Source organism: Acidovorax sp. SUPP2825 (assembly GCF_030158995.1).
Lineage (GTDB): Bacteria > Pseudomonadota > Gammaproteobacteria > Burkholderiales > Burkholderiaceae_C > Paracidovorax.
Genome location: NZ_BQXK01000017.1, coordinates 1 through 15,144 on the forward strand (window position 1 = coordinate 1; position 15,144 = coordinate 15,144).

The following is a 15,144-nucleotide window of genomic DNA, read 5'->3' on the forward strand; positions in this document are numbered from 1 at the left end:
CTCTTGTGTTGGCGCGAGGCCTCAGCGAACAGGTCGAACTTCAGGGCGCTACGGGGAGTGATCATGGCAAAGGATGGAGCACGCGTTCTCGATCAACAAGGGACCGGATGGGTTTTGAGAGGTTCCCGAGGGTGATGGGCTCTTTACAACGGAATGGCAGCGGGCATTTCGCCTGCGAAGCGACAACCTCAAAGGAGCCCACCATGAACGCATCCCATACGCCCCTGGCTGAAACAAGACCTGCCGGCACTGACTTGGCCGAGCAGGCCCGTCCCGGTCACGGCATTCCTTCGCAGGACCCGGCCGTGGCGGCCCAATATGCGCTGTCGCCTGAAGAGGCCGAGCGCGAATCGAAATCCTCGCTGATGGGCGGCGGTGTCATGGCCGGTACGGCCGCAGGCGCGGCCGTTGGTGCGGCCATGGCAGGGCCTGTCGGAGTGTTCGTGGGTGGCACCGTCGGTGCCGTGGCGGGCGCGTTGGGCGGGGCGGCCGCGGGAAGTCTGGTCGAGCCCGATGCCCCGTCAGCCGACGAGCAACCAACGCATGACGTGGGCAAGACCCCCAATACCGTTTTGCCTCGCTGAAATTGCACACATCTGAATCCATGGGCAGCCACCATCAATCGGTGGCTTGTCCATTGGGAATGAGTGCTCCGGCGAGGCGCCGCAGAGCGTGTGGATTCCGTTGCGCTCAGTCGCCCCGGGGCGCGGTTTCCTGTTCCAGTTCCTCCAGAACCTGGATCGCTCCACGGATGCGCATCAGGGTATGGCTGAGTTCAGCTTGCCGCGCTTCCAGTTGCCGGAATTGCTGCTCGCCTGCAGAAAGCTCGCTCTTGAGTTGCGCAAGCCGTGTTGTCAGTTGTTCACGCATCGGAGTGGGGTGGAGAGTGGTTGACGCCTTGCATTGTGGATGCGCTTTATCAGGCCACAAAAAAAGACAGGGTGAATGCGCTCGACGCGCGCGCGCTAAGCACAAACGCCTTCACCGCGAGTGGGCACGGCGTTGGCCTGAGACCCCGTCACCTGGCCAGGCGAGGCGATGATAGTTCGAGGGTGTGGATACACCCTGTGAGATGCAGTAAGTGCGGCCAGCGCATGTCAGTTCCACCCATTGGCCGCTGGCTTTGCGCATGTTTTTTGCGACCGAAGACGGCCTCAGGTGGCAGACGTCAGGTACAGCGAGGCTGCATCCGTGGCCAGTGCATTGAGCATCCCATCCGCGCCAATGCGAAAGTGGGCGCCAGTCGTGTTTGCAATCGCGGCATAGGCGGCAAAACAATGGGCCGGCAGCGTCATCATTCCGACGGCATCGCCCGACAGGATTTCGAATGCGGGTGGCGGTGCCGCTGCATCCAGAGTGAATCCGATCATCAGCATGGTGCCGTGCACCCCGACTTTTCCGCCGGTGATCTCGATGCAGCCGGCTGCGTTCTGCACGGTGTAGCCGTTGGCGGAGTAGGCGGCCTGGCCGGATAACGCCACGATGCGGACGCCGCGGGCTTTGATCACGTTGTATTCCGCCCAATCGGTGGAGAGGTTCAAGGGTGTGAACTGTTGCATGAGGCCGCGATGTTTCGCGCTCCTTGCCGGGTAGTTGTCCATGGGATGGGGTGAGTTAGGCAATGACTTACGCCTTTTGGCCAAGTCTTTAATTAGTGGGTAAAAAAGGATTCGAGGTGGAGGCAGCGAATTACCTGCTGATGGGCGGTTGCGCGTGTGAGGCGCTCCGGTTGAACTGCCTGTTTTTGGTTGTCTTGCGGAGGAGGGCTCATCGGCATCGCTTTTCCTTGTTCCTGGGTTCACAAACAAACGCACTTGAAACGTCTCCTGTGCGTTCAAAGGTTGCGCTTTCACCACGGAAAAGAGCGTAGGAGAAACCTGAGTCGGAAGTCAGGGATGCATGGTTTGGTGTAACTTTTTGCGTCTTTTGTGGCGATGTGAAAAATTTGGCGCGCGTGGCGCTTGCATCGCGGCAAATCAGCGCAGGTGACAAAAGCCGTGAACTTGGCGTCTCGATTTGGGCGGAATCGACGTCAGGAATAGCATATTTCTCAAATTCCGTCAGACGAAACGATAGACCTGCTTTTTTCGAACGTGAGAGGGTTATGATTCATCCCGTCGGCACCTCCAGCCGACACCTCCCTTTCTTGCTCTTTAGCAAGTTTTGCCCGCCTCGTGCGGGCATTCTTTTTTGTGCTGTCAGCGGAGAGTAAGGGTCGTGCTCAAAATGGATTCCACCGGACGGGGCATCGCCTCCCCTAAGGAATTCGGGCTGTGACCAGGCCGCAATGCCTGCCCGACTTTGCCCGCCCCTGTGCGGGCATTTCTTTTGGGGCGGCAGGGTTCCCCCGGCATGGCGCCGAGGATCCGCCGGTCAATCGTCGGCGGACGCGCTCCAGCGGCTGCCCCAATCACGCGCCTGGTCGATGTTGCGGCGATCCCGTTTGGTCGGCCGGCCTTCGTGCAGGCTGGCGGCGGGCTCGGGCGCCAGGCGGTGCTGCTCCGCGGCTTTTTCGCGGGCGGCGATGCTTTCCGCCGTTTCTTCATAAAGCAATTGCGCCACGGGTGCAGGACCGCGCATGCCGCTGAGCGCGCGCACTCGCACCGTGCGCTGCACGGGGCCCTGGCGCAGATCGACGGTATCGCCGGCCCGCAGTTCTCTGGCTGCCTTGGCCGCTTGGCCATTGACGGTCACGCGGCCTTTGCCGATCTCTTCCACGGCCAGCGAGCGGGTTTTGTAGAAACGGGCGCACCACAGCCATTTGTCCAGGCGCATCGATTCGGGAGGGTTCATGCGGCCATTTTCTTCCGATCGGCGGGCGGCGGATTGTCGGCCGATGCCAACGGAAGACGCACCACCGCATCCAGCCCGACAACCCGTGCGCCGTCCATCCGGTTGGACAGTTCGATCTGTCCGTCCAGCGCCTGCACGATCTCCTGGCAGATGGCCAGCCCCAGTCCGGACCCGGTGCGCACGTCGCCGGCCGAGAACGGCTGGAACAGGCGCTGCGCCAGCTCGGCATCGATGCCGGGGCCGCTGTCGGCCACGGTCAGCGCTATGTGGCGACCGTCCGTGCGCAATTCCACCGACAGCACGCCGGACACCGGTGTGTGGCGGATCGCGTTGTGCAGCAGATTGCGGGTGAGTTCACGCAGCATCCATTCGTGCGCCTGCACGGGGGCGGGGTCGGTGTGTATGCCGAAGTCCAGGTCGCGCTGGGCGATGAGGGGCGACAGTTCCAGGGCGATCGCCCGCAGTTCTTCATCCAGCCGGGTCACGGGTGGGGCGCTTTGCTGGCGCAGTTGCTCGACCTTGGCCAGCGCGAGCATCTGGTTGGCCAGCTGGGTGGCACGCTCCACGGTGTCGCTGATCTCGTGCAGTGCCTGCTCCGGAGGCGCATCGCCACGCAGCGCGGACTGCACCTGGGTCTTGAGCACGGCCAGCGGCGTGCGCAATTGGTGCGAGGCATCGCGCACGAAACGTTTCTGGTGTGCCAGCAGGTGCGACAGCCGCAGCATGAAGTGGTTGGTGGCGTCGATGAGCGGCTGCAGCTCGCGCGGCGCGGACGGTGCCGAGATGGGGCGCAGGTCGTCCTCGGGCCGGTTCTGCAGCCGCGCGCTGAGCTGCCGCACAGGGCGCGTGGCCTGTTGCACCACCAGCACCACGATGACGCCGATGGCCACCACCAGCAGCGCCTGCCGCGCCAGCGTGGTCCACAGGATCTGCAGGGCCAGGGTCTGGCGCAACTCCAGCGTTTCCGCCACCTGGATCACGGCCATGCCGCGGCCCTGGGGCGTGGCCACGGGCTGCAGCAGCACGGCCACGCGCACAGGGCGGCCGCGGAACTGGTCGTCGTAGAAGTCCACCAGTGCGGCATACGGCGGGCGGGCAGGAATGCTGCCGTGCCAGAACGGCAGTTCGGCAAACCCCGACACCAAGCCGCCGTGCAGGTCGGACACGCGGTAGAACATGCGGCTTTGGTTGTCCGCCTCGAAGGCCTCCAGCGCGGAGTAGGGAACGATGGCACGCAGCTGGGCCGCGTCGTCGTAGCCGGTCACGTCGATCTGCTCGCTGATGCTCTTGGCGGAGGCGAGCAGGGTGCGGTCATAGGCCGTGTGCAGCGATGCCAGGGTCTGCCGGTAAAGGCTGTGGGTGTTGTAGGCGATGAACAGCGAGGCGGGCACGAGGATGCCCACCAGCAGTTGCCGGCGCAGCGATCGCGTGCGGGGGCGCGCGGCGGCGCGCTTCATGCATCGGCCTTGAGCAGGTAGCCCAGCCCCCGCAGGGTCATGAGCGTGAGGCCGGTGCCCACCAGCTTCTTGCGCAGGCGGTAGACGACGACCTCGATGGCCTCGTACTGCACGTCGAGCTGCCCCGGAAAGACCAGTTCGTACAGGCGCTCCTTGGTCACTGCATGGCCGGGCTGGGCGAGCAGGGCGTGCATGAGGGCCAGTTCGCGCGGGGTGAACTCCATGACCTCGTTGCCCAGGTAGATGGCGCCGCTATCTTTTTCGTAGCGCACTGCCGCGATGTTGATTGTGCTGGAGGCCGATTTGGCCTCAGGTGCCTCGCCGGTCCGGCGCACCAGCGCGCGCAGCCGCGCCTCCAGCTCGTCCAGGTCGAAGGGCTTGGGCAGGTAGTCGTCGGCGCCGGCATTCAGGCCGAGCACCCGGTCCCCCACGGTGCCGCGGGCGGTGAGCAGCAGCACGGGGGTGCGCAGCCCCTTGGCACGCGCCTGCTGCAGCACCTGCAGGCCGTCGAGGCCGGGCAGGGTGAGGTCCAGCACGACGGCATCCGGGGCACGCGCGGTCCATTGCGCGAGGGCGGCGCGGCCGTCGCTGAGGGCCGTCACCTCCATGCCGCGGCGGGTCAGGGAGCGTTGCAGCGTGGCCTGCATGGCCGGGTCGTCTTCCACGAGAAGCAGTTGCATGCGCGGCACCTTAGCACCGCTCGCAGCGGCGCCGAAGATGGGTGTTTACCCTGAGCGCGCGGACAGCCGTTTGACAGGAACGGCGCGCATCATCGGCCCGTTCGTACAACTATTAATCCAGGAGACAACGATGCGTCGTGACACCTTCCTCAAATCCCTGGCGGCCCTGGCCGCGGCCGGTGCGTTGCCGTTGTCGGCCCGCGCTGCCACCGCCGTCAAGATGATGCTGCCGGCCAACCCCGGCGGCGGCTGGGACACCACGGGCCGTGCCCTGGGCCGCGCGCTGCAGGACGCCGGCGTGGCCTCGTCCGTCACCTACGACAACAAGGGCGGCGCGGCCGGCGCCATCGGCCTGGCGCAGTTCGTCAACTCCAGCAAGGGCGATCCGAACGCGCTGATGGTGATGGGCTCGGTGATGGTGGGCGGGATCATCACGGGCAAGCCGCCCGTGAACCTGTCGCAGGCCACGCCGATCGCGCGGCTGACCAGCGAATACAACGTGTTCGTGCTGCCGGCCAGCTCGCCCTTCAAGACCATGGGTGACGTGATCGCCCAGCTCAAGAAGGACCCTGGCAGCGTGAAGTGGGGCGGCGGCTCGCGCGGCTCCACCGAGCACATCGCCGCGGCGATGATCGCCCGCGAAGCCGGTGTGGACCCGGCCAAGATCAACTACGTGGCGTTCCGCGGAGGCGGCGAGGCCATCGCGGCCATTCTGGGTGGCAACGTGACCATCGGGGGTGGCGGCTACAGCGAGATGGCCGAGTACATCAACACCAAGAAGATGGTGCCGGTGGCGGTGACCTCGGGCCAGCGCCTGAAAGGCTCTTCGGTGCCCACGCTCAAGGAGCAGGGCATCAATGTGGAGATCGGCAACTGGCGCGGTGTGTATGCCGCCCCGGGCATCTCGGCCGAGCAGCGCAAGGGCCTGGTGGACATGGTGGCCAAGGCGCTCAAGAGCAAGAGCTGGGCCGAGTCGCTGGAGAAGAACGACTGGACGCCCGCATGGCTGGCCGGCGACGAGTTCGGCGCGTTCGTCGATGCCGAATTCGCCAGCCTGCGCGCCACGATGGTCAAGGCCGGGATGGTCTGACCCCCGGTGTTGCCCACGCGGTGCGGCGCCCGGCCCGGGTGGCGCACCGCCGTGACCTGCGCGGCCGCCGAACCCCAGCGCTGAAATCAATGCACCCCGTGCCGGTGGCCCCGGGGGATGACGAGGACACAAGCATGTCGGAGCCTATCGCTTCTTCTCCCCCTTCCCTGGCCGAGCCCGACCCCGGGCCCAGCACGGTGCCCGGCGCGCGCATGCAGGCGGCCGTGGGCGCTGCCGTGGTGCTGATCGCGGGCGGCCTGGCCTTCGGCGCCGTGAGCATTCCCTCGAACGCGGGCTACGGCGGCGTGGGCCCGAGCTTCCTGCCCTGGCTGGTGGCCGGCGTGCTGGCCTTGTGCGGCGGGGTGCTGCTGTGGGAGGCGCTGTCGGGCGGCTTTCGCTCCATGGACGAGCCCGGCGGCGCCGCGCGCGCCAACAAGGTGGCGTTCGTCTGGGTGTCGGCCGGACTGCTGCTGAATGCAGCGCTGATCGCCACGGTGGGCTTCATCCTGAGCTGCACGCTGTGCTACGTGCTGGCGGTGCAGGGGCTTCGCCGGGCGGCCGGGCAGCCGTCGGCCGGTGCGGCGCGCACCTGGGCGATGGACGTGCTGACCGGCGCGCTGATCTCGGCGCCGGTCTATTGGGCTTTCACGCAATTCCTGGCGATCAACCTGCCGGGCCTCACGCAAACAGGGTGGCTGTGATGGAAATCTTCGACGCATTGCTGGCGGGCTTCGCCACCGCGGCCACTCCGGCCAATCTCCTGTGGGCCCTGGTGGGCTGCGCGCTGGGCACCGCCGTGGGCGTGCTGCCGGGCATCGGCCCCGCCGTCGCGGTGGCCATGCTGCTGCCGATCACGGCCAAGGTCGAGGTCACGGCCTCGATGATCTTCTTCGCCGGCATCTACTACGGCGCGATGTATGGCGGATCGACCACTTCGATCCTGCTGAACACGCCCGGGGAGACGGCGAGCATGGTCACGGCCATGGAGGGCAACAAGATGGCCAAGAGCGGGCGCGCGGGTGCGGCGCTGGCCACGGCGGCCATCGGCTCTTTCGTCGCCGGCACCATCGCCACCGTGGTGGTGACGCTGTTCGCGCCCTACGTGGCCGACTTCGCCGTTCGCCTGGGGCCGCCGGAATATTTCATGCTGATGGTGCTGGCCTTCACGACCGTGAGCGCGGTGCTGGGCAAGAGCACGGTGCGCGGCCTCACGGCGCTGTTCGTGGGCCTGGCCGCCGGCCTGGTCGGCATGGACCAGATCTCCGGCGCGGCGCGCTACACGGCCGGCCAGCCCGAACTGCTGGACGGCATCGACATCGTGCTGGTGGCCGTGGGTCTGTTCGCCGTGGCCGAGGTGCTGTATGCCGCCATGTACGAAGGCCGGGTGGTGGACACGCAAAACCGCATGGGCCGCGTGCACATGACGGCGCGCGACTGGAAGCGCTCCATTCCCGCCTGGCTGCGCGGCACGTTGATCGGCACGCCGTTCGGCTGCATTCCCGCCGGCGGCACGGAGATCCCGACCTTCCTGAGCTACGCCACCGAGAAGAAGCTGGCCAAGGGCGATGACAAGGCCGAGTTCGGCAAGGAAGGCGCCATCGAGGGCGTGGCGGGCCCCGAGGCCGCCAACAACGCCACGGTGACGGCCGCGATGATCCCGTTGCTCACGCTGGGCATCCCGACCTCCAACACGACGGCCGTGCTGCTGGGCGCGTTCCAGAACTACGGCATCAACCCCGGCCCGCAGCTGTTCACCACGTCGGCCACGCTGGTGTGGGCGCTGATCGCCTCGCTGTACATCGGCAACGTGATGCTGCTGGTGCTGAACCTGCCCATGGTGGGCCTGTGGGTCAAGCTGCTCAAGATTCCGAAGCCCCAGTTGTATGCGGGCATCCTGATCTTCGCCACGGTGGGGGCCTACGGCATGCGCCAGAGCGCGTTCGACCTGTTCCTGCTGTATGGCATCGGCGTGCTGGGCGTGCTGATGCGCCGGTTCGACTTTCCCACTGCACCAGTCGTCGTGGGCATGATCCTCGGCCCCCTGGCCGAAGCGCAGATGCGCAATGCGATCTCCATCGGCGAGGGCAGCTGGTCGATCTTCGTCACGCGGCCCATGTCGCTCACGCTGATGGTGATCGTGGTAGCGGTGCTGGTCGTGCCCCGCCTGATGCGCGGCTGGGCCGCGCGCCGCCTGGCCCTGGCTAGCGCTTGAGCGGTGCGCGTGCCGCCGTCAGCGGGGAGGCCGGGGCGGCTTCTCCGCTGGCCGTTTTTCCGGGGGATGCCGTCGCCGGGCTGGCGGCCCTGCGGCCCAGCCAGAGGTAGAGCCCGCTGCCCAGCACGATGATGGTGGCGATGTCCAGCAGCGCCCAGAGGATCTTCATCGGCATGCCGCCGTAGTCGCCGAAGTGCAGCGGCTGCGACACCAGCAGGGCCACGAGGTACCACGGCAGCTTGGGCGCGGCGGTCACCTCCGCCGTCTTGGCATCCACCAGCACCGGCTGCAGCAGCCGCGACGTGAGCGGCTCGTTGCCGCGCAGGAAGAACGTGTGGTGGTGCGGGCTGGAAAACGACGTGCCCGGAAATGCGATGAACGACAGCTTGGTGCCCGGTGCGCGGGCCAGGGCCGCGTCCAGCGATTTCTGCACCGAGGCGCGCTCGGCCACGGGCGTGATCGGCTGGCCGTTGTAGGGCGCCAGCAGCGCGCTCAGTTCGTCGTACTGCCAGTATTTGACGAGCAGGTCGGCCCAGGTGTTGATCATGCCGGTGCCGCCCACCACGAAGGCCCACACCAGCGTGACGATGCCCAGCAGGTTGTGCAGGTCGAGCCACTTCACGCGGGTCGAGCGTTCGCGCCGCACCTCGCCGAAGCGCAGCTTGCGCATGAAGGGTGCATACAGCACCACGCCCGTGACGATGGCCACCAGCAGCAGCAAACCCATGAAGCCCAGGAACAGCTTGCCCGCCAGGCCTGCGAACAGGTCCACGTGCAGCTTGAACATCACGTACATGAACCCTTCGTCGAAGCGCGGTTGCGCCAGCAGCGCGCCGGTGCGCGCATCCACCGCCACCGAGCGGAAATCCTCGGTGGGAGCGGGCGTGGGCGTGAGGGTGGCGAACCACAGGTCGGTGCTGTCCTCGGGCTGCGAGGCGAACTGCACCACGCGGTCCGGGTGCTGTGCACGTGCCACGTCCAGCACGCGGTCCAGGCTGACGTGCGGCTTGCCGGCGGGCATGGGTGGGGCTTCCACCTCGGTGCCCAGCAGGTGCCCGATCTCGTGGTGAAAGATCAGCGGCAGGCCTGTGAGGCACAGCAGCAGCATGAACACGGTGCAGACCAGGCTGCTCCACTTGTGCAGCCAGGTCCAGGTCTTGAGGGAGCGTGCAGTCAGCATGGTCGGGGCGATGGGTGGGTACGTCGCGGCGGGATCAGAAATCCACGCTGGCGCTCAGCGTGAACGTGCGGGGCGCTGCCACCACGAGGTAGCCGGAGCCCGGGTAGCCGCCGGCCGAGGCCCAGTAGTTGCGGTCGGTGGCGTTGTCCACGCGGGCGCGCAGGGTGACCAGGCGGCCGCTCCACTCGGTGGCGTAGCGCACGCCCAGGTCCAGGCGCGTCCAGGCAGGCACGCGCAGGGTGTTGGCGTCGTTGGCATAGGTGGCGCCGGTGCGAACCACGCGCGCGTCCAGGGCCAGGCCTTGCGCGCCCGGCACGTCCCATTCCGCGCCCAGGTTCGCCTGCAGGCGCGGCACGCCGATCACGCGGTTGCCGTTGAGCGCGGCATTGCCGGTCTCGCGCTGCTTGGCATCCAGCCACGTCATGCCGCCGAGCACGCGCAGGCCGCGCGTGGCCTCGCCGAACACGTTGAGCTCCACCCCCTGGTGGCGGTCCTGGCCGGACGAGGCGAACACATTGGCCGCGTTGACGATGGCGCGCGGCTTGGTCGTGCTGAACAGCGCCAGCGAGCCGCCGATCCGGCCAGCGTCGTACTTGAGGCCGATCTCCTTTTGCTTGGCGACGTAGGGCGACAGCTGCTCGCCGCGGTTGACCACCGGCGTGCCGTTGGCCGTGGCGGGCGCGGTTTCGCCCTTGCTCAGGCTCTCGACATAGTTGGCGTACAGCGACAGCTGCGTGCTGGCCTTGAACACGGCGCTCGCCAGGGGGCTGGTGCGGCTTTGCTCGTAGCGGTTGGTCAGGGCGGAGGTGCCGTAGGCATAGTCGGCCACGTCGAGCTTCTGGTGGCGCAGGCCCAGCGTGACGAGGACGGTGTCCTGCACGAAGGACATCGTGTCGCCCAGCGCGAAGCTGGTCATGCGGGTGCGGCCGGTCAGGTTGGGGCTGGCGAGCGTCCCGCCATAGCCCGCATTCGCGCTGAAGGCGGGCTGTGCGTAGGGCGTATAGGCATAGAGGCTGCCCGGGCGGGTGTTCAAAAAGTCGAACGCGTAGGCGTTGTCTTTCTCGGCATCGAAGTACGAGGCCGAGGCCACCCACTCATGGCCCACGCTGCCCGTGCGGGCCTTGCCGCGCACCCCGAGCTCGCCCGTGTTCACCCGGTCCTTGCGGGTGTTGTCGAAGCGGTAGGTGCTGCCTTCGCCAGTGGTCGAGTTGCTCACGCTGAGGTTGGCCAGCGAGTTGGACTCTTCGCTGCGGCGCAGGCCCCAGGCGCCCCACGCGGTCACATCGGGGCTGATGTCCACTTCGCCGCGGAAAGTGCCGAACAGGTCGCGTTCGTTGGAGTACGTCCAGGGCTGCGAAAAGTTGGCCGAGGCGTCCGGCGCGGCGGGAATGAAGTTGGCGTTCGCGCCGTTGAGGGTGACGTTGGTGCGCGTGCCCTTGAGCTTGTTGTCCTGCCAGCCGAGGTCGCCCGACAGGCGCACGTCGCGGCTGCGCCAGTCGAGGCCCACGGAGACCAGGCCCAGTTGGCTCTTTTCATGGTCCACGGCGGTGTCGCCGTCGCGGTAGGCGGCATTCAGTCGGATGCCGGTGCTGTTGTCGGGGCCGAAGCGGCGCGCGATGTCGGTGGACACCTGGCCGTACCCGCCCGAGCCCGTGCCCACGGTCACGCGCGACAGCGGCTCGTTGGGCGCGCGCTTGGGCAGCAGGTTGATCGCGCCGCCGATGCCGCCGCCGTTGGGCGCCGCGCCGTTCAGGAACGCCGAGGCGCCGCGCAGCAGCTCCACGCGCTCGAAGAGTTCGGTCGCGATGTACTGGCGCGGCAGCAGGCTGTACAGGCCGTTGTAGGCCACGTCGTCCGAGTCCAGCAGAAAGCCGCGGATGAAATACGTTTCCTGGAAGTTGCCGAAGCCGCGCGCCAGCCGCACGCCGGCATCGTTTTGCAGCACCTCGCCCACGCTGCGCGCCTGCCGGTCCTGGATCAGTTCGTTGGTGTAGCTGGTGATGCTGAAAGGCGTCTCCATCGCATCGCGCGTGCCCAGGATGCCGGCCCGCCCGCCGCGAGCGACCTGGCCGCCGGGGTAGGCGGGCGACAGGCCTTGTGCCGATGCGTCCGCGCTGGCGCCCACTGTCACCGTGGGCAGGGTGGGGGCATCCGCAGGGGTGGCCGTGGCCTGGGCATTGGCCTGAAGGCCGAATGTGGCGAGGGCTAGTGCGACGGCCAGGGCGATGGGGGTGTGCTGGTTCATGGGCATGGGAGGGGCAAGGTCAGGAAGGGCGTGAATGAATGAAAGGGGCGGCGCGGCATGGACAAGTCCATCCAGGAGCCAAGTGCATCGGGCCACGGAAAATCGGGACCGGGCTTAAGCCGAGGGCGGGCGGCGGCGAAGGCCGAACCAGGCCATGGTGGCCACCGGCACCCCCAGCGCCACCCAGGACCAGACGTCTCCCCAGCCATCGCTGACCAGGGCGCTCAGCAGGCCGGTGGCGGTGAGCACCCCCAGCGCGATGGGCCAGCCCCACAGCGGAAAGAAGCCGCCAGGGGTCGGGCGGAGGTCGGACGGTGGTTCGATCGGTGGTGGCATGGGCGCAATCGGGAGGGGCGGTGGCGACGGCGGGGGCCGCCACGCAGGGCCAGCGAGGCGCAGCGAGCGCCCCGGGGAGAGGCTCTCCCCGGGGCTCCCCACCAGGGCGCTGTTTTTCAAGGCGGCATGTTAAATGATATTGCGAATGGTTCGCATTGTTTTTGGGCGAGATTCCTCACCGTGGCATGATCCGCACTTGAAAACATTGCAACGCCTTGTGGATGCCGCCATTGGCAACGCCCCGCACGGCCATTGCATACTCTCCACGACAATTTCATTCCGTTTCCCCGCTGCAGGAGATTTCCGATGCGACCGCTCATTCCCCGCGCCATTGCCCTCGCTGCCCTGACCGCCGCCCTCCTGGTTGCCTGTGGTGGCGGTGGTGGCAACACCGTGGACTTCGATTTCAACGTGCGCCCGTCCTACCTGGCCAGCCTGCGCCAGGCGACCTATGACGGCGTGGACGACGATCTGCTGACCGCCGGCCTGGGCCGCACCGGACTGGCGGACCCTGATGCCCCCGGCTACGAAGGCGCCCAGCCCACGGCCGCGGAGATGCGCCGCAACGCCATCTATACCAATTACCGCGCGCTGCTGGACATGACGGCCGCAGGCGGCTACGGCACGCTCTACGGACCCAACGTGGATGCGCAGGGCCGCGTGACGGCGGGCGAGGGCAAGATCGCCGGCACCGAAACCATCGCCTACTACGACGACGGCTCGGGCCGGCAGAACGTCACGCTGATGGTGCAGGTGCCCGACACCTTCAACCCCGCCAGGCCTTGCATCATCACCGCCACGGCCTCGGGCTCGCGCGGCATCTACGGCGGCATGTCCACCGGCGAGTGGGGCCTCAAGCGCGGCTGTGCCGTGGCCTACACCGACAAGGGCACGGGCGCGGCCCCGCACGACCTGCAGGCCGACACCGTGCCGCTGATCGACGGCACGCGCACCTCGGCCACCTCGGCCGGCACCAGCGCCGCGTTCAACGCCGGGCTGTCGGCCGCCGACCTGGCCGCGTTCAACACTGCCACGCCCAACCGCTTTGCCTTCAAGCACGCCCACTCGGGGCAGAACCCCGAGAAGGACTGGGGCCTGGCCACGCTGCGCGCGGTGGAGATGGGCTTTTACGTCATCAACGAACGCTTCGGCGATCTGTCCCCGGGCGGGCAGCGGCTGCGCACCTTCAAGCCGTCCAACACCATCGTCATCGCCTCCAGCCTCTCCAACGGCGGGGCCGCCGCCATCGCCGCGGCCGAGCAGGACACGCAGGGCCTGATCGGCGGCGTGGCCGTGTCGGAGCCTGCGGTGGAACTGCCGGCCAACCCCGGCGTCACCGTGCGCCGCGGCACCACCGACGTGGCCGTGAACAGCCGCACCCTCATCGACTACACCACCTACGCGCAGCTGTACCAGGCCTGCGCCGCGCTGGCGCCCTCCATCAGCGACAGCCCTTACGCCAGCACGTTCGCGGTGGGCTTCGCCAGCCCGTCGCTGCCGATCGCCTCCAACCGCTGCGAGGCGCTGCGCGCGCAGGGGCTCATCACCGGCGGCAGCACCGTGGCCCTGGCCGAACAGGCGCTGGCCCGGCTGCGGGCCTACGGCTGGGAGGCGGAGTCGGTGGCGCAGTACCCGTCCCTCGCCGGCTTCGAGGTCGTGCCCGCCGTGGCGGTTACCTTCGCCAACGCGCTCTCGCGTTCGAGCGTGAAGGACAACCTGTGCGGCTACAGCTTCGCGGCGACCACGGCGCAGGGCGCGGTGACGCCGCTGGCGCCCGCCGCGCTGGCCGACATGTTCGCCACCGGCAACGGCGTGCCGCCCTCGGCGGGCGTGCAGCTCGTCAACAACCGCAGCCTGGGCGGCGCCACGCGCGACGTGCTGTCGCAGAGCGCCACCGGCGCGCGCGACTGGAACCTGAGCGGCGCGCTGTGCCTGCGCAACCTCGTGACGGGCACCGACGACGCGGCGCAGCGGCTGCAGGCCGGCGTGGACGAAACCCGCCGCAGCGGCAACCTGCGCGGCAAGCCCGCCATCATCGTGCACGGCCGCTCGGACGCGCTGCTGCCCGTCAACCACACCTCCCGCCCCTATGCGGCGCTGAACCGCCGGGTGGAAGGCGCCTCCAGTCGCCTGCGCTACATCGAGGTGACGAACGCACAGCATTTCGACAGCTTCATCGGCCTGACCGGCGTGCTGCCGGGCTACGACACGCGCTACATCCCGCTGCACGTGTACCTGAACCGTGCGCTCGACGCCATGTACGACCACCTCGCCAACGGCACCGCCTTGCCCGCCAGCCAGGTGGTGCGCACGGTGCCACGCGGCGGCCAGCCGGGCAGCGCGCCCGCGATCACGGCGGCCAACGTGCCGGCCATCGCCGCCACGCCGGTGAACGGCAATGCCATCACCGTGACCAGCGGCGCGATCAGCGTGCCGGAGTGAGCGGGGCCGCACTGCGGCCCGTGGCGGGTGGCCCGTGTCGCATGCGGCCACATGTTTGCTATTGAATTAATAGCATGATGCCGGCGATTTGATTGCGCTGAAGGCCTGTCGGGCTGTGTTGCCGGGCCCTTCAGCGCTCGGCGGATCGCGCCGGCCCCTGCGCGGTGGGAGGCGGGCCATGCGTGGCCCACAGCGCCTCGACGCAGGTCTGCACCGAGGCCCCCGCCGTGTCGATCTCGAAGTCCGCATCCCGGGGCTCGTCGTAGGCCCCTCCCACGCCCGTGAACCCCGGCAACTGGCCGGCACGGGCCCGCGCATACAGGCCCTTGGGGTCTCGGGCCTCGCACACGGCCAGGGGCGTGCGGACCCACACCAGGCGGCAGCGGTCCTCGCCCACGATCTGGCGCATCCGCTGGCGGTCGCTCTCCTGGGGCGAGATCAGGGCGGCGACCACCCACAGCCCGGCCTCGTTGAACAGGCGCGCCACCTCGGCCGTGCGGCGGATGTTCTCGCTGCGGTCGGCGGCGCTGAACCCGAGCGAGGCGTTCAGGCCGCCGCGCAGCACATCGCCGTCCAGCACTGTGCAGGCAATGCCACTGGCCTGGAGCCGGCTGGCGAAGGCCTGCGCCAGCGTCGTCTTGCCCGCGCCCGACAGGCCGGTGAACCAGAGCGTGCGGGTGTCGGAAGGGGCGGAAATCTGCATGGCGGG

General features: G+C 68.1%; 14 protein-coding genes. 5 read left to right on the forward strand and 9 right to left on the reverse strand.

What is annotated here, in order from left to right:
- Positions 1–203 precede the first annotated feature (203 nt).
- Positions 204–584 (forward strand): hypothetical protein, encoded by a 381-nt coding sequence (locus AVAK2825_RS18920; RefSeq protein WP_284401752.1) that lies wholly within the window; start codon positions 204–206, stop codon positions 582–584.
- Between the two features lie 106 nt (positions 585–690).
- Here the strand turns inward: AVAK2825_RS18920 and AVAK2825_RS18925 are convergent, their stop codons facing one another.
- The 5 genes from AVAK2825_RS18925 to AVAK2825_RS18945 all read right to left on the reverse strand — a co-directional run bounded on the left by AVAK2825_RS18925 (position 691) and on the right by AVAK2825_RS18945 (position 4,930).
- A complete protein-coding gene (locus AVAK2825_RS18925) occupies positions 691–870 on the reverse strand; it encodes a hypothetical protein (protein ID WP_284401753.1) in 180 nt (59 codons plus the stop codon).
- Positions 871–1,154: 284 nt separating this feature from the next.
- Positions 1,155–1,601, reverse strand: coding sequence for a hypothetical protein (locus tag AVAK2825_RS18930; RefSeq protein WP_284401755.1), 447 nt, complete (start codon positions 1,599–1,601; stop codon positions 1,155–1,157).
- A 772-nt stretch (positions 1,602–2,373) separates the two neighbouring features.
- Positions 2,374–2,793: an RNA-binding S4 domain-containing protein gene (locus AVAK2825_RS18935; protein ID WP_284401756.1), complete on the reverse strand. Its 420-nt coding sequence runs from the start codon at positions 2,791–2,793 to the stop codon at positions 2,374–2,376.
- Positions 2,790–4,250 carry a sensor histidine kinase gene (locus AVAK2825_RS18940; RefSeq protein ID WP_284401759.1) on the reverse strand — a complete coding sequence of 487 codons (1,461 nt, stop codon included), beginning with the start codon at positions 4,248–4,250 and terminating at the stop codon, positions 2,790–2,792. Before AVAK2825_RS18940 ends, AVAK2825_RS18935 begins: the two co-directional genes overlap by 4 nt.
- Positions 4,247–4,930 (reverse strand): response regulator transcription factor, encoded by a 684-nt coding sequence (locus AVAK2825_RS18945; RefSeq protein WP_284401760.1) that lies wholly within the window; start codon positions 4,928–4,930, stop codon positions 4,247–4,249. The genes AVAK2825_RS18940 and AVAK2825_RS18945 overlap by 4 nt, the downstream gene beginning before the upstream one ends.
- Before the next feature lie 130 nt (positions 4,931–5,060).
- On the opposite strand from AVAK2825_RS18945, the gene AVAK2825_RS18950 reads away from it, so the two are divergent.
- The 3 genes from AVAK2825_RS18950 (at position 5,061) to AVAK2825_RS18960 (ending at position 8,232) form a co-directional block, all read left to right on the forward strand.
- Positions 5,061–6,020 carry a Bug family tripartite tricarboxylate transporter substrate binding protein gene (locus AVAK2825_RS18950; RefSeq protein WP_272563979.1) on the forward strand — a complete coding sequence of 320 codons (960 nt, stop codon included), beginning with the start codon at positions 5,061–5,063 and terminating at the stop codon, positions 6,018–6,020.
- A gap of 134 nt (positions 6,021–6,154) precedes the next feature.
- Positions 6,155–6,721: a tripartite tricarboxylate transporter TctB family protein gene (locus tag AVAK2825_RS18955; RefSeq protein WP_272563978.1), complete on the forward strand. Its 567-nt coding sequence runs from the start codon at positions 6,155–6,157 to the stop codon at positions 6,719–6,721.
- A complete protein-coding gene (locus AVAK2825_RS18960) occupies positions 6,721–8,232 on the forward strand; it encodes a tripartite tricarboxylate transporter permease (protein ID WP_272563977.1) in 1,512 nt (503 codons plus the stop codon). Before AVAK2825_RS18955 ends, AVAK2825_RS18960 begins: the two co-directional genes overlap by 1 nt.
- On the opposite strand, the gene AVAK2825_RS18965 is transcribed toward AVAK2825_RS18960, so the two are convergent.
- The 3 genes from AVAK2825_RS18965 to AVAK2825_RS18975 form a co-directional block, all read right to left on the reverse strand.
- Positions 8,222–9,412, reverse strand: a complete 1,191-nt coding sequence (locus AVAK2825_RS18965; protein ID WP_502870566.1) for a PepSY-associated TM helix domain-containing protein — start codon at positions 9,410–9,412, stop codon at positions 8,222–8,224. The two genes, AVAK2825_RS18960 and AVAK2825_RS18965, sit on opposite strands and share 11 nt — an antisense overlap.
- A 34-nt stretch (positions 9,413–9,446) precedes the next feature.
- Positions 9,447–11,657, reverse strand: a complete 2,211-nt coding sequence (locus tag AVAK2825_RS18970) for a TonB-dependent receptor (protein ID WP_284401764.1) — start codon at positions 11,655–11,657, stop codon at positions 9,447–9,449.
- A gap of 114 nt (positions 11,658–11,771) precedes the next feature.
- Positions 11,772–11,993 (reverse strand): hypothetical protein, encoded by a 222-nt coding sequence (locus tag AVAK2825_RS18975; RefSeq protein ID WP_272563976.1) that lies wholly within the window; start codon positions 11,991–11,993, stop codon positions 11,772–11,774.
- A 306-nt stretch (positions 11,994–12,299) separates the two neighbouring features.
- Here AVAK2825_RS18975 and AVAK2825_RS18980 point away from each other — a divergent pair, with 306 nt between their 5' ends.
- Positions 12,300–14,435, forward strand: coding sequence for a D-(-)-3-hydroxybutyrate oligomer hydrolase (locus AVAK2825_RS18980; RefSeq protein WP_284401766.1), 2,136 nt, complete (start codon positions 12,300–12,302; stop codon positions 14,433–14,435).
- A 130-nt stretch (positions 14,436–14,565) separates the two neighbouring features.
- On the opposite strand, the gene cysC is transcribed toward AVAK2825_RS18980, so the two are convergent.
- Positions 14,566–15,138, reverse strand: a complete 573-nt coding sequence (gene cysC, locus AVAK2825_RS18985; protein WP_284401768.1) for an adenylyl-sulfate kinase — start codon at positions 15,136–15,138, stop codon at positions 14,566–14,568.
- Positions 15,139–15,144: the final 6 nt, after the last annotated feature.